The organism is Streptomyces sp. NPDC031210, assembly GCF_055570395.1.
The window spans coordinates 53663-66725 of the sequence record NZ_JBVIHH010000027.1 but is presented as its reverse complement, the minus strand read 5'-3'; the positions used below and the strand labels follow the sequence as shown (position 1 = coordinate 66725).

Genomic DNA, 13063 nt, shown 5'->3' with positions numbered 1-13063 from the left:
CCCCCCCCCCCCCCCCCCCCCCCCCCCCCCCCCCCCCCCCCCCTCCCCCCCCCCCACCCCCCCCCCCCCCCCCCCCCCCCCCCCCCCCCCCCTCGCCGCCCCCCCCCCCCCCCCCCGGTGGTGTGCGGCGGCGCGGGGCTATGGGCCGCGCCTCGCGGCTACAGGCTGAGCATCCGTAGCGGCGCGGCCCGCGTGATCTCCTCGACCCGCTCCGGGCTCAGCCCGGCCTCGTCGAACCACTCCCGGCTCCGCGCGGCCCAGTCCTCGATATCCATCTGCGAGGTCTGGCCGAGGTCGGAGCTGTAGACGACCCGGGGGACGCGGGCCAGCACGGCGGCGAAGTCCTGCCGGTCCTGGTAGCGCAGCAGGTAGGTCAGTGCCGTCTGCTCGGTGTAGACCTGCTCGGTCGAAGCGATGTCGAGAAGGTCCGCGCAGGCCAGGCCGGTCAGCGGATTGGCGGGCTGATTGAGCATCAGGCGCGGCAGGTCCAGCCGTACGGCCTCGTCGACCAGGAGGCGTACCTCGTGGGCGTCGGCGTGGCCGGTGGAGATGACCACGGGCAGGTCCCGGGCCATCCGCAGCAGCTCCCGCACCTCGGGGCGCAGCCGGTGGCGGTCGTCGGTGACGGTGAGCGGGCGCAGCCCGTCCCGGGCGAGCAGGGGGTGGCTCGGTGCGCGCCTGAGGTTGCTCTTGTGGCTGCGGCCGGTGACCGTCGGCAGGTGGACGAGCAGCCGAAGGCCGCTGTCCTCGCCGTGCTGGAGGACGGACTGCAGGACGGCGCGGGGATCGAAGCCGCCGGCGAGGTCGTTCAGGACGAGGGAGCCGGAGATCGGCAGTCCCTGCCGGCGGGCCTCCCAGGCTTGGGCGGCCGTGGAGCCGAGGTGGTTCTTGAGGACGACCCAGCCGCCGAGTGCGGCGTAGCGGGCGGCCGCGGAGGCGGCGGTGTGGCGCCGTATGTAGGCGTCGGGGCCGACGTGGTAGTGGACGTCGAGGAAGGCGGCCCGGGTGGGGTCCGGCGGGGGCAGCACGCCCTTTGGCGGGTCAGGCGGGGTCATCGTCGCCGCCTTCCCAGGGCCGGGCGTAGCCGAAGCGGGCGCGGGCCTCGTCCAGGCGGCTGCCGGCGGCCGCCGCGTCCCGGATGCGGCTCTCGGTGCGCTCGACCGCCTCGGCGCGGGTGACGACCTCCTCGACCAGCGCGGCCGGGATGCGCAGGGCGCCGTTGTCGTCGGCGAAGATCCAGTCACCGGGGGCGACTTCGGTGCCGGCGATGTCGACGGTGACGCCCGTACGGTCCAGGGCCACCCGGTTCTTGCCGCTGACCATCGTCACGGCGGTGCTGAAGAGGGGGTAGCCCAGCTCGCGGCTCTCCTTGATGTCGCGCGCGGAGCCGTGCACCACGGTGCCGGCGACGCCGCGGCGCTGGGCGACGGAGGTGAGCAGGGAGCCCCAGTTGGTGCAGGTGGTGCTGCCGCCGTTGTCCACGACGACGACGCTGCCGGCCGGTACCTCGTCGATGTAGTTGGCGGCGTTGCGGAATTCCCGGTCGTCGCCGACGGGGGCGTAGCGCACCGTGAAGGCGGGGCCGAACGCCACCGTCCCGGGGGTGCGGGCCCCGATGCCGGGCAGGACGCACGGCGGGGTGCGCAGGCTGTCCATGGCGTCCGAGAGGGCGGCGGTGTCCAGGCGGGCGAGGCGGGTGCGCAGCGCGGTGTCCACGGGGGCCGGCGCGGTGGTCATGCGGATTCCTTCGTCAGGTGGCGGGCGACGGTCCAGGCGGCGAACTCGGTGAAGTAGCCGGTGACTTCGGAGCCTCGGTTGGGGATGGTCAACGCGCCGGTGTACGGCTCCCCCGGCGCGCCCGCCTCGCTGACCTCGCAGGTCAGGTGGACCGTTCCGGTGTGCGTGTCCCGGTCGCCGCCGGTGAAGCGGCCGTCGAGGGTCACGGCCAGGGAGCGCTCCCCTTCGCTGGTGTCCCGCTCGCGCATCAGCGCGGCCGTGAAGTGGCCCTGGGTGAGCCGGTCCTCGGTGTCCAGGACGATGCCGCGCGCGTCGAGCAGAGCGGCGAGTTCCTGGACGGCGGTGCGGTCCCGGTCGGTGACGACGCTGCCGTCCAGGGCCGCGTCGAGCCGCTTGGCGAGGTCGGCGGCGGCCTCGGGCGGGCAGGCCAGCCGGATGTCGACGTAGGGGTAGTGCCAGCGGTAGGCGGGCTTGACGGCCAGGCCCGCGGCCTCGACCAGCTCGTCCACCAGCGCGGCCACGTCCGCCTCGATCAGGCCCAGGGTGCGGCGGAAGACGGTGGTGGTGTCGGCGGGTGCGGGCACCTGGCCGAAGCCGTCACGCAGCAGCGACTCCAGCATGGGCAGGCATTCGCGGGGCGGGCCGGGGAGCATCACCACGGTGGTGCCCTGGGTTTCGGCGCGGCAGCCCCAGGCCGTGCCGTTGGTGTTCGGCAGGAGTTCGGCGCCTTCGGGGAAGAGGGCCTGGCGGCGGTTGTCGTCGTGGATGGCGACCGAGAAGCGGGTGAGGCGCTCGACGACGCCCTGCCAGGCTTCCTCCCGGTGCTCCAGCGGGCGGCCCAGGGCACGGGCGACGCCGCCGCGGGTGACGTCGTCGGACGTGGGACCGAGCCCGCCGAGCACCACGACGAGGTCGTCCCGGCCCAGGGAGGGGCGGATGGCGTCCGCGATGGTCGCCTCGTCGTCGCCGACGGTGTGCCGGATACGCACCGGGAAGCCGCGCACGCCCAGCATGCGGGAGGTGTCGGCGGCGTTGGAGTCGTCCAGGTCGGCGCGCAGCAGTTCCTCGCCGACGGTGATCACGGCGGCGGTGGGGGCCTGCGGCACCGCGCGGCAGGCGTCGAGGACCGCGCCGGCCGCCTGGGCGGTGGTGGCGGTGCCGCCCAGGTCGTAGGTGACGCGGTCGCGGCGGCGGGTGACGTGGCGTACGGCGTCCTGGAGGGTGGCCGTCTCCTGGGGGAAGCCGAGGTGTTCCAGCATCAGGCCGATGGTGAGGAAGGCGGCCAGCGGGTTGGCCCGGCCGGTGCCGGCCATCGCCGGGGCGCTGCCGTGCACCGGCTCGAAGTAGTTGCCGCCTTCGCCGATGTTGGCGCTGGGGGCGAGGCCCAGGCCGCCCATCACGCCGCCGCCGAGGTCGGAGAGGATGTCGCCGAACATGTTCTCGGCGACGATGACGCCGAAGCGTTCGGGGCGGCGGGCCATCCACAGGGCGACGGCGTCGACGTTGAGGACCTCGTAGGCGATCTCCGGGTATTCCGCGGCGATCTCCTCCAGGCGCGTCAGCACGTAGGCGCTGCTGGCGCGCAGCACGTTGGGCTTGTCGGCGAGGGTGACGCGCTCGTGGCCGTGGGCGCGGGCATGGTCGAAGGCGTAGCGCAGGATGCGGTCCACGCCGTGCCGGGTCTGCAGCCGCACCGAGGCGGTGGTGTCGTCGCGGCCGCTGCGGCGGGCGTTGGGGTGGTCGGCGACCAGCGGCCACAGCGAGTCCGGCAGGCGGGCGTAGTCCAGGCCCGCGTAGAGGCCCTCGGTGTTCTCACGGACGACGCAGAAGCGGTACGGGGTGCCGCCGCCGAGGTAGTTCTCGACCGGCCGCAGATTGGCGAACAGGTCCAGGCGCTGGCGCAGTTGGATGATCGGGGAGAGGTACTGCGGAGCGTTGGCGCGCAGTTCGGGGGCGAGTTCGGCGAGCGCTTCGCGGCGCGGTTTGCTGGTGGTGGCGCCGAGCAGGACGGCGTCGCTGCGGCCGATCAGGTCCCAGGTGCGGTCCGGCACCGGGGTGCCTTCGGTGCGCCAGCATTCCCAGCCGATGTCGCCGGTTTCGAGGTCGAGGGGCAGGCCGAGGGCGTCGATCACCGGGAGTGCGGCGTCGAGGACTTCGGGTCCGATCCCGTCGCCCGGAAGCACTGCGACGGACTTGCGGTTCATGTGAGTTCTTCTCCCAGGAAGCGGGCCAGGGCGTCTTTGGTGAGCGCCGGCTGGTCGGAGTGCGGGCGCATCCCGGCGCGGGGGATGCCCACCAGGTGGTGGTGCGGGCCCGCGGCGAGGTGGTGGCCCGCCACGAGGCGGGACGCGTCGCCGTAGAGGTGCAGCAGCGGGCCGGGGAACGCCTCGACGGCGAGGCGGGCGTCGGCGTCGCGCAGCAGGCGCAGGCCGGCGGCCAGGCGGTGGCCCGCCGCGGCCTCGCCGGGGGCGGGTGCGGCGGGGCCGGGTGTGGACGGGGCGCCGGACGCGGGTGCCCGGTCGGGGCCGCTGACGAGGGTGTCCAGGAGGCGCAGGGCCTCGGGCAGGCCGTGCGCGGTGACGGCCGCGGCGACGCGTTCGAGCTTGGCGTTGAGCTCCGCGTCGGCCACGGTCGGCGCGGACAGCAGGACCACCGTGGCCCGGTGGGTCCAGGGCCGGTCGAGCAGGGCCTGGACGAGCGCTCCGCCCAGCGCGTTGCCCGCCAGCAGGTCGGGCGGGCCGTGCGCGGTGAGGACCGGGGCCCAGCGGTCGGCGAGCGCGGCGAGGTCGTCGCCGTAGCGCAGCAGGGACAGGGTGTCGTAGACGGTGACGTGGTGCCCGGTGGCGAGCAGCGGGGCGGCCACCTGGTGGAGGAACGCGCCGCCGTCCCAGCTCGCCATGACCGGCGAGAGGACGGCCGCGCGGCGGGGAGCGCCGGGGGAGCCGAGGACGGCGGCGACCGGTGCCGGGGCGGGCTCGCCGGCCCGCCCTGGCACCGGCTCCGCGAGTCGGGAGGTCACGAAGGGACCACCGCGGTCAGCTCGCGGGCGGCGGAGAACGCGTCACCGATGTGGCCGGAGGGCAGCTTGGCCCGGTCCTCGACGGACAGGTCGAAGTGGCCCAGGACCAGGTCGGGCAGCGGCAACGACGGCTTGGCCGCGTCGATCCGGGACTCCATGTGGTCGGCCAGGGACAGGATCCGGCCGAGGTCGTAGCCACCGGGGTGGCCGTTGCGGCCGAGGTAAGCCAGCCACTGTTCGGTGACGAGGTTGCCGGGCCCCTTGCCCATCCCGAGGACGGAGGAGTCCATCCAGGTGGCGCCCGCCTCGACGGCCGCGATGGCGTTGGCGAGCGCGAGCCCGAGGTTGTTGTGGGCGTGCAGGCCGATCGCGGCGGGGGTGACCGACCGTACGAGGGTGACCAGGCGGGACACCTCGTCGGGCAGCAGGCTGCCGTTGGAGTCGGCCAGGTAGACCACGTCGGCGCCGGCGTCGCCGGACATCGCGGCCAGGTCGACGAGTCTGCGCCGTTGCGTCTGGCTGACGCGGGTGAGGTTGACGGTGGTGGTGAAGCCCAGGCCGGCGGCCTGGGTGAGCAGCGCCAGCCCGGCCTCGGGCGCGGCCGCGGGGAGGCAGAACCGCAGCAGCCGGACGCCGGCTTCGTACATCCGCGACAGGTCGTCCCCGGTGATGTTCTTCGGGTGCACGATCATGCAGAGGCGCTCCGGCGAGACGACCTCGGCGACGGCGCGTATGTAGTCGTCGGTGCCCTCGCCGGTGCGCCCGATGCCGGGCTGCGGCTTGAAGGAGCCGTTGCGATAGCCGATCTCGACCCACTCCATGCCGGCCGCGACGCTCTCGCGGGCGTGGTGCAGGGCGTAGTCGAGCGGGAAGTCGAAGTTGTTGCGGTACCCGCCGTCCCGCAGCGTGACGTCAAGGTTAGTGATCATTACCCCTCCATGGATGACTCGTCCTGACGCCGGGGTGATGACCATGGTCTTGTGCGCACTTCCCCCATACGGGTCCACAAGAAAGCCGGAAAAAAACTGCACGTAAAGATGCGTGCATCCTTACTCACCCCGTTCCTACCCCACGGTCGGCAAACCGCTTTTCCAGGCAACGGCAAAGTCGTGCCCCACTCAAAAGCGGACCGAAGGGTCTGTGCGCAAAAATCTACTACAGGACCTCGCCGGTACTTTAATGCTTACGCAAAGGAAGTCCCATGACGCGGAAAGCCGTTGGCCTTCGATTATGTGGGCCGACCGGTCAGTTTTCCGGTGTTCCGTCAAGGCTTATCGGAGTGCGGTGCGCGGATTCGTTCTCGCCGGCGACTTTCCGGCGAACTCGCGAACACGCCTCGGTGAGCAGACGGAGGCGGCCCGGTGCCGTTCCCTCGCGTACCGCCAGGGACATCCGGATGGTGATCGGGGAACCGTCCAGCGGCTTGACGGCGATCCGCCGGGAGGCAACCGAACGCGCCGCCGTCGGATACATCAGCGTCCATCCCGCGGCCCCCGCCCCGATCTCCGCGAGCGCGTCCTGGAGCCCGGTGAACGGCGAGCCGAGCAGCGGGGCGAAACCGGCCTCGGCACACGCCGAGAAGACCGCCTCGACCAGCGCCGGATTCTCCTGGCGCGAGGCCATGCGCAGCGGCAGATCGGCAAGAGAGGCCAGGTCAACGGTGTCGCGCGCGGCCAAGGCATGGCCTGCGGGCAGCGCCACCAGCAGCGGGTCGTACCACAGGGTGATCAGCCGCAGCCCGGGTGCGTCGTCGAGGCCGCGAATGAACGCGGCGTCCAGCCGGCCGGCCCGCAGCTCCTCCAGACGGGCCGGCGCGGCGAGCGTCTGGAACTCGAAACGGGTGCCGGCACCGCGGGCCGGGAGCGCGTCGAGGAAGTCGTCGAGCCGCTGCCCGAGCGCCGAGCTGATGCCGACGCGGAAGGTGTTTCCGTCCTCCTCCGCGAGCTGTTTCGCCTTGACGGCGAACGTGTCCAGCGCGCCCAGCAATTCCCGGCCTTCCGGCAGCAGCGCCTGGCCCGCCCGAGTGAGCTGAACGGACCGGTTGGAGCGGTCGAACAACTCCACGCCGAGTTCCCGCTCCAGGCGACGGATCTGCTGACTCACCGCCGGCTGCCCTATGTGCAGCCGTTCCGCCGCCCTCCCGAAATGCAACTCCTCGGCCACCGCAACGAAATATTGAATCTGCCGCAGCTCCACAGGTCCCCCTCCGGTGGTGGCGCCCCCATTAACGTCACGTAAATGAATTCGCCTGCGGGGCCGCCGGTGCGGAAATTGTTTCACAACTTCCGGCGGCCCCGATCCGGGGGTGGGAGGAGCGGCTGCGCGGCTCTATCGAATTCCGGCGGGGCGGGAGGCGTCGGCGGCCGCCGGAGCTTCCGGCTTCACCGGCGCTTCCTCCGCATCCGCCGCCGCTTCGGCCTGTGCCCGTGCCGCCTGCGCCTTCCCCTGCCGGGTGGCCAGCGTCAGGAACGTCCCGAACGCCACGATGCCCAGCAGTGAGGCCCCCAGCACGAACCATCCGAGGCTGAACAGATCACCGGCCGGCAGCCGGCTGGAAAGGTAGATGCCCAGCGAGGCCGCCAGCAGTTGGAGCGCGCCCATCAGTCCGGAGGCCGATCCGGCGGTGGCCCGGAAGGTGGTCACCCCCGCGCTCATCGACAGCGGCAGCAGGAAGCCGTTGCCGAAGGTCATCACCGGCATGAACACCAGGACCAGGAGCCCCCAGGACCCGCCGGCCCCGCTGAGTCCGAGCGCCAGCATCAGCAGCGCACCGCCGAGGAAGAAGCCGTGGCCCCACCACAGGAGCTGGTTGACGGGCCGCTTGCGCACCAGGGTGCGCGAGCACAGGTTGCCCGCGACGTAGGCGACCGAGACGGTGATGTAGCAGTAGCTGGTGGTCTCCGTCGCCAGCCCCATCTTCTCGAAGACCAGCGGGGAGGCGGCGAGATAGCCGAAGTAACCGCCGTACGCCACCGCCAGGTTGAGGGTGTACGCCCAGAACAGCGGGCGGCCCAGCAGCTTGGGATAGCCCTTGAGCGTGGCCCCCAGATGCTTGCTGCGGCGCTCCGGCGGGAGACTCTCGGGGATCGAGGTGATCATGACGATCAGCGTCGCCAGCCCGATCAGCGCGGTGACGACGAAGGGGGCCCGCCAGCTCACGTAGGTCGTCAGATAGCCGCCGACGAGCGGGGCTATGGACGGGGAGACACCCACGATCGGCATGACCGTGGCGAACATCCGGGCCGCGTCCTTCTCCTGGTAGAGGTCGCTGATCACGGCCCGCCCCAGGACCATCCCGGATCCCGCGCCGAGCGCCTGGAGCAGCCGCCCGGCGCCGAAGACGCCGACCGTCGGCGCCACCGCGCAGACGAGGGAGGCCACCACGAACACGCCGAGCCCGGAGATGATCACGCGCTTGCGTCCGTAGGCGTCCGAGATCGGCCCGTAGACCGCCTGCGAGACCGCGATACCGATCATGAAGGCGCTGAACGTCCACTGCACGGAGGCGACGGGGGTCCCGAAGGCGTGCGCCGTGGCGGGCACGCCCGGGAGGTTGATGTCGGAGGCGAACAGCCCGCCGGCGTTCAGCGAGCACAGGACGGCGAGCAGCAGTCCGTAGGGCGTTCGCTTCGCCGCGGGACTCGGCACGGTGTTCATGGTGATCCTTGGATTCGGGCCGTCTGGGACGGTTTCACGTGAAACGGGCTGTCGGACGCGGTTTCACGTGAAACAGGCGGGGAGGGAGGCTGCACGGCGTCAGTCGGCATGCTCACGCGGCCGCCGTCAGGGCGGCGGCGATCTCGGCACCGGCCAGCCGCCCGAAGGTCAGCGCCCGCAGCACCGAGGTCGCTCCCGGGTAGCGGCTGTAGTAGAGCCCGGCGGTCTCCCCCACGGCGTACAGGCCGCCGATGGGCTCCCCCGCCTCGTTCAGCACCCGCGACCGGGTGTCGGTGCGCAGGCCGCCGAAGGTGAAGGTCACCACGCAGTGCACGGGCCAGGCCATGAACGGCGCGGTGTCCAACTCCCGCGCCCAGTTGGACTTGGGCGGCACCAGCCCGACGGTGCGCCTCCCGTCCAGCCGGGTCGGGTCGAACTCACCCGGCCGGCAGGCGTCGTTGAACCGCTCGACGGTCCAGCACAGCTCTTCCGAAGGGATGTCGAGTTTGCGGGCCAGGGCGTCCACGGTCGGCGCGGTGACCGGGTCCTTGTCGGTCATCAGCGACCGTTCGTGACCCTCGATCTCCAGCAGCTTGGCGTCGGCGATGAGGTAGGCGGACTGCCGTGCCTCCCGCCAGATGCGGTAGGCGACCTCTTCGAAGGTGTTGTCCGGGGTATCGGAGCCCTCGTCCAGGAACCGGCGCCCGTCGGCGTTGACGAGGATGCCGTACGGATACGCCATGACCAGCGCCTCGGCCTGATGGCTGCGCGGGTCGACGGGCTCGCCGTGGAAGCGGTCGTACTGCCCGCTGCGGGCGGCGCCCACGCCCACCGCCATCTCGATGCCCTCACCCCTGTTGTTCCTGCCACCGGGCGCGATGGGCCGCAACTCGCCTCCGGTGGGCCCCACATGGCGCTCCAGCAGCTCCGGGCTCCCCTCGAACCCACCGCAGGCGAGAACGACCCGCCGGGCCGCGATGTGCCGGGTCCGGCCACCCTCCTGGACGTGCACGCCGTCGACGGCACCGAAGATGTCGGTGGACAGCCCGGTGGCCTTCGCCCCGTAGACGATGGTGCCGCCGAGCCTTTCCAGGGACTTGGCCAGCCGGTTGACGAGCGTGACGCCGCCGCCCGCGGGCATCAGACGGGGCCCCTTGGCGGTGACGAAGTACGTCGGCCGGCTCTCGAACTCCACGCCGTGCCGGTCGGCGAGCCAGCGCACGGTGGGCTCCGCACCCGCGCACAGGGCCGCGATGTAATCGGGGTCCGACTGGCCCTCACTCAGCTCGTGCATCCGGCTCTCGAAGTCCGCGGCGGGCGTTCCGTCCGCGTTGAGGCGGAAGAAGGAGCCGGTCCAGGTGGTGTTGCCGCCGCGGTTGTAGCGGCTGGAGCGTTCGAGGACGAGGACCCGGCTGCCGGGCGCGTTCTCGGCGAAGCTGACGGCGGTCGCCAGCCCGCCCGCACCGCAGCCGACGACCAGCAGGTCCACTGGTGCGTCGGCGTCGGAGGCGGCGGGCGTTTCGGCTGCGGTGTCGGGCGCGGTGCTCACAGCGGATCGACTACTCCTGGTCTGGTGGGGGCGACAGGAAGCTGGGGCAAGGCGGGAAAGGGGGAAGCCGTTCCCAGGCCGGTACGGGGGTGGCCGGCCCGGGAACGGCGGCTGTGGGGCCGGGCGGTCAGCGCTTGGCGGCGCGTGCGGCGAGCGTCTCGCCGGCGATCGACCAGCTGTCCGTGGGGATCTCCTGCACCGTCACCCAGACGCTCTCCGGCTTGCTGCCGGTGGCCTTCACGTAGGCCTCGGTCAGCTCGCGGACCAGCTCGCTCTTCTGCTCGGCGGTCTTGCCGGGGGTCTGCTGCACGTGGATGAGGGGCATGGGTGTCTCCGGGATCTCTCTCGTGAGGAGGTCGTGAGGGTCGCGTCACGGACGTCGTGAGCGGGTGAGGGTCGCCGGCGCCGAACCGGCCGCCGTCGTGACACCAGTCCAACAGCCGGGCGCGTGCGGTCCAAGACGCAATCCGCTCTGAGAACCATCACGAACCGTGATGCATACGCCCGTCCTCACGTGCGCGGCCCGCCGTCGATCGGGGGCACTGGCGGAGGCGTACGGGCAGCCGGGTGCGAGGACCACAATCGGGGCGCCGGCCGCCGCGGGGTCCCTGTGCGGATATCCGAGCCGCCGCGGGCGTCACCCAGGCCGGACACAAGATCCGGTGACGAGCTGCCGAGCGGTACCCGGACGCCCGGTGAACAAGCGCCGCGCCGGGCGGACGAAAAAGCCCCCTGACCCGCGTTTACGCAGATCAGGGGGCTTATCGAGGTGTGGAGCCTAGGGGAGTCGAACCCCTGACATCTGCCATGCAAAGACAGCGCTCTACCAACTGAGCTAAGGCCCCGTCGCGGACCAGGGTACCCGGTGCGCGGGTGGTTTCCCGACCGGGTATCGCCGTGCCCGGTCGCTCTCCGTAGGATGCCTCGCGAGATTCGCGGCAGCGAAGCGCGATCGGCCAGATGGGGAGACGGTATGGACGCAGCACAGCAGGAAGCCACCGCGCGGGCCCGGGAGCTGCAGCGCAGTTGGTACGGCGAGCCGCTGGGCGCGTTGTTCCGTCGTCTCATAGACGATCTCGGTCTGAACCAGGCACGACTGGCTTCCGTGCTGGGGCTGTCCGCGCCGATGCTGTCGCAGTTGATGAGCGGGCAGCGGGCCAAGATAGGCAACCCGGCCGTGGTGCAGCGCGTCCAGGCGCTGCAGGAACTGGCCGGACAGGTCGCCGACGGCAGCGTCAGCGCGGCCGAGGCCACCGACCGGATGGACGAGATCAAGAAGACGGCCGGTGGTTCGGTGCTGAACAACACCACGCAGCAGACGTCGTCGACGGGCGCGACCACCGTGCGGCGCGTGGTGCGCGAGATCCAGTCGCTGCTGCGGTCGGTCTCGGACGCCGGGGACATCATCGATGCGGCGAACACCCTCGCCGCCACTCACCCGGAACTGGCAGAGTTCCTCCGGGTCTACGGTGCCGGTCGCACCGCGGACGCGGTCGCCCACTACGAGGCGCACCAGGGATAGAACAGCGGAGCTCGCAGAGTTCAGAAGGCGGACGGGGCGCAATGGGTGAGATCTTCGCCGGTCGGTATCAGCTCATCGACCCCATCGGACGGGGCGGTGTGGGCGCGGTCTGGCGTGCCTGGGACCACCGGCGCCGCCGCTATGTCGCGGCCAAGGTGCTGCAACAGAGCGACGCGCACACGCTGCTGCGGTTCGTGCGCGAGCAGGCGCTGCGGATCGATCATCCGCACGTCCTGGCTCCGGCGAGCTGGGCCGCGGACGACGACAAGGTGCTGTTCACCATGGACCTGGTGAACGGCGGCTCGCTGGCGCATCTGACAGGTGACTACGGCCCGTTGCCGCCGCGGTTCGTGTGCACGCTCCTGGACCAGTTGCTGTCGGGGCTGACCGCGGTGCACGCCGAGGGCGTGGTGCACCGGGACATCAAGCCGGCGAACATCCTGCTGGAGGCCACCGGCACGGGGCGTCCGCATCTGCGGCTGTCCGACTTCGGCATCTCGATGCGCAAGGGCGAGCCCCGGCTCACCGAGGCCAACTATGTGGTGGGCACGCCCGGTTACTTCGCCCCCGAGCAGATGCTGGGCGCCGAGCCGGACTTCCCCGCGGACCTGTTCGCGGTCGGCCTGGTCGCGCTGTATCTGATCACCGGCAGCAAGCCGGACTCCGAGGCCCTCATCCAGCACTTCGCCCGGCACGGCGTCCCGCACGCGCCCGAAGGCGTACCCGAGCCGCTGTGGCAGGTGCTGGCCGGTCTGCTGCACCCGGACCCGGAGGCGCGGTTCAAGACCGCCACGGGGGCGCGCAAGGCGATCCTGTCGGCCGCCGACCTGCTGCCGGACGCGACGATCGAGGAAGAGATCGTCGAGGTCTTCGATCACATAGGGCCGCTGCCGGCCGGGTTCGGTCCGGACGGTCCGCTGCGCTCCGCGGCCGCCGGCACCGGACTTGAGGCCACGGGCACGGGCATCACCGCGGAGACCGGGCAGACACCGCTGTCGGACAGCGGCAGCTTCCCGCTCGCGCCGCCCTCGACGGGCGTCCCGGCGCCGCAGCCGCCGAGCACGCCGCCCACACCGACACCGACACCGGCGCCGGGCGGTACGCCGGTGGCGGGCGGTACGCCGACGCCCGGTGGCACGCCGATCCCCGGTGCTACGCCGGCCCCGGGCTTCCCGCCGCAGGCGCACGGCGCACCGGCCACCCCGCCCTCGGTCCCGCCCCCGCCGTCCGGCGCCCCGATGGCCGCGTACGTGCCGACGGCCGCCATCCGGCCGGAGCCGTCCGCGACCCGCCCGTACACCGCGGGCCCCTATCCGGTCCCGGCTCCCGCAGGGCCCCCGGCCGCCGCGCACGGCCCGCAAACGGTGATCGCGCCGGCCAAGCGGCCGGGACCGCCCCCGAAGGTGGCGGTCCCGGTGCTGATCGTGGCGCTGCTGTGCATCGCGGTGGGCGTCTGGGCCCTGGTCTCCGCCTAGCCCCACGGGAAGGGGCCCGGGCGACGCGGACGGGCCTCCCACGGGCCCGTGCGGCCACCGGCCTGTCGCCGTGCGGCTCACCGGCCGACCGGCCGCCGTGCGGG

General features: G+C 72.4%; 11 protein-coding genes and 1 tRNA gene. 2 read left to right on the top strand and 10 right to left on the bottom strand.

Annotation, left to right across the window (positions count from 1 at the left end; genetic code table 11):
• Positions 1-158: 158 nt before the first annotated feature.
• From ACZ45Z_RS32115 to ACZ45Z_RS32070, 10 genes are all read right to left on the bottom strand, one after another.
• Positions 159-1055: a DUF6282 family protein gene (locus tag ACZ45Z_RS32115; protein ID WP_468370040.1), complete on the bottom strand. Its 897-nt coding sequence runs from the start codon at positions 1053-1055 to the stop codon at positions 159-161.
• Positions 1042-1737: an RraA family protein gene (locus ACZ45Z_RS32110; protein ID WP_468370037.1), complete on the bottom strand. Its 696-nt coding sequence runs from the start codon at positions 1735-1737 to the stop codon at positions 1042-1044. The genes ACZ45Z_RS32115 and ACZ45Z_RS32110 overlap by 14 nt, the downstream gene beginning before the upstream one ends.
• On the bottom strand, positions 1734-3941 hold the full coding sequence (locus tag ACZ45Z_RS32105; RefSeq protein WP_468370034.1) for an isocitrate/isopropylmalate family dehydrogenase: 2208 nt from the start codon (positions 3939-3941) through the stop codon (positions 1734-1736). Before ACZ45Z_RS32105 ends, ACZ45Z_RS32110 begins: the two co-directional genes overlap by 4 nt.
• Positions 3938-4756 (bottom strand): alpha/beta fold hydrolase, encoded by an 819-nt coding sequence (locus tag ACZ45Z_RS32100; RefSeq protein WP_468370031.1) that lies wholly within the window; start codon positions 4754-4756, stop codon positions 3938-3940. Before ACZ45Z_RS32100 ends, ACZ45Z_RS32105 begins: the two co-directional genes overlap by 4 nt.
• Complete coding sequence (locus ACZ45Z_RS32095; RefSeq protein WP_468370028.1) at positions 4753-5685, bottom strand: beta/alpha barrel domain-containing protein; 933 nt, start codon at positions 5683-5685, stop codon at positions 4753-4755. Before ACZ45Z_RS32095 ends, ACZ45Z_RS32100 begins: the two co-directional genes overlap by 4 nt.
• 316 nt (positions 5686-6001) lie before the next feature.
• Positions 6002-6952, bottom strand: a complete 951-nt coding sequence (locus ACZ45Z_RS32090) for a LysR family transcriptional regulator (RefSeq protein ID WP_468370025.1) — start codon at positions 6950-6952, stop codon at positions 6002-6004.
• Between the two features lie 132 nt (positions 6953-7084).
• Complete coding sequence (locus ACZ45Z_RS32085; protein WP_468370022.1) at positions 7085-8413, bottom strand: multidrug effflux MFS transporter; 1329 nt, start codon at positions 8411-8413, stop codon at positions 7085-7087.
• 112 nt (positions 8414-8525) lie between these two features.
• The gene (locus ACZ45Z_RS32080) at positions 8526-9962 is read right to left on the bottom strand and encodes an FAD-dependent oxidoreductase (RefSeq protein ID WP_468370019.1); all 1437 of its coding nucleotides are present in this window, start codon (positions 9960-9962) and stop codon (positions 8526-8528) included.
• 127 nt (positions 9963-10089) lie between these two features.
• Complete coding sequence (locus ACZ45Z_RS32075) at positions 10090-10287, bottom strand: tautomerase family protein (protein WP_468370016.1); 198 nt, start codon at positions 10285-10287, stop codon at positions 10090-10092.
• Positions 10288-10734: 447 nt separating this feature from the next.
• Positions 10735-10807: transfer RNA gene (locus ACZ45Z_RS32070), tRNA-Ala, on the bottom strand.
• Positions 10808-10935: 128 nt separating this feature from the next.
• Here ACZ45Z_RS32070 and ACZ45Z_RS32065 point away from each other — a divergent pair.
• Positions 10936-11484 carry a helix-turn-helix domain-containing protein gene (locus tag ACZ45Z_RS32065; RefSeq protein WP_468370013.1) on the top strand — a complete coding sequence of 183 codons (549 nt, stop codon included), beginning with the start codon at positions 10936-10938 and terminating at the stop codon, positions 11482-11484.
• A gap of 41 nt (positions 11485-11525) precedes the next feature.
• On the top strand, positions 11526-12959 hold the full coding sequence (locus tag ACZ45Z_RS32060) for a serine/threonine-protein kinase (RefSeq protein WP_468370012.1): 1434 nt from the start codon (positions 11526-11528) through the stop codon (positions 12957-12959).
• Positions 12960-13063 lie beyond the last annotated feature (104 nt).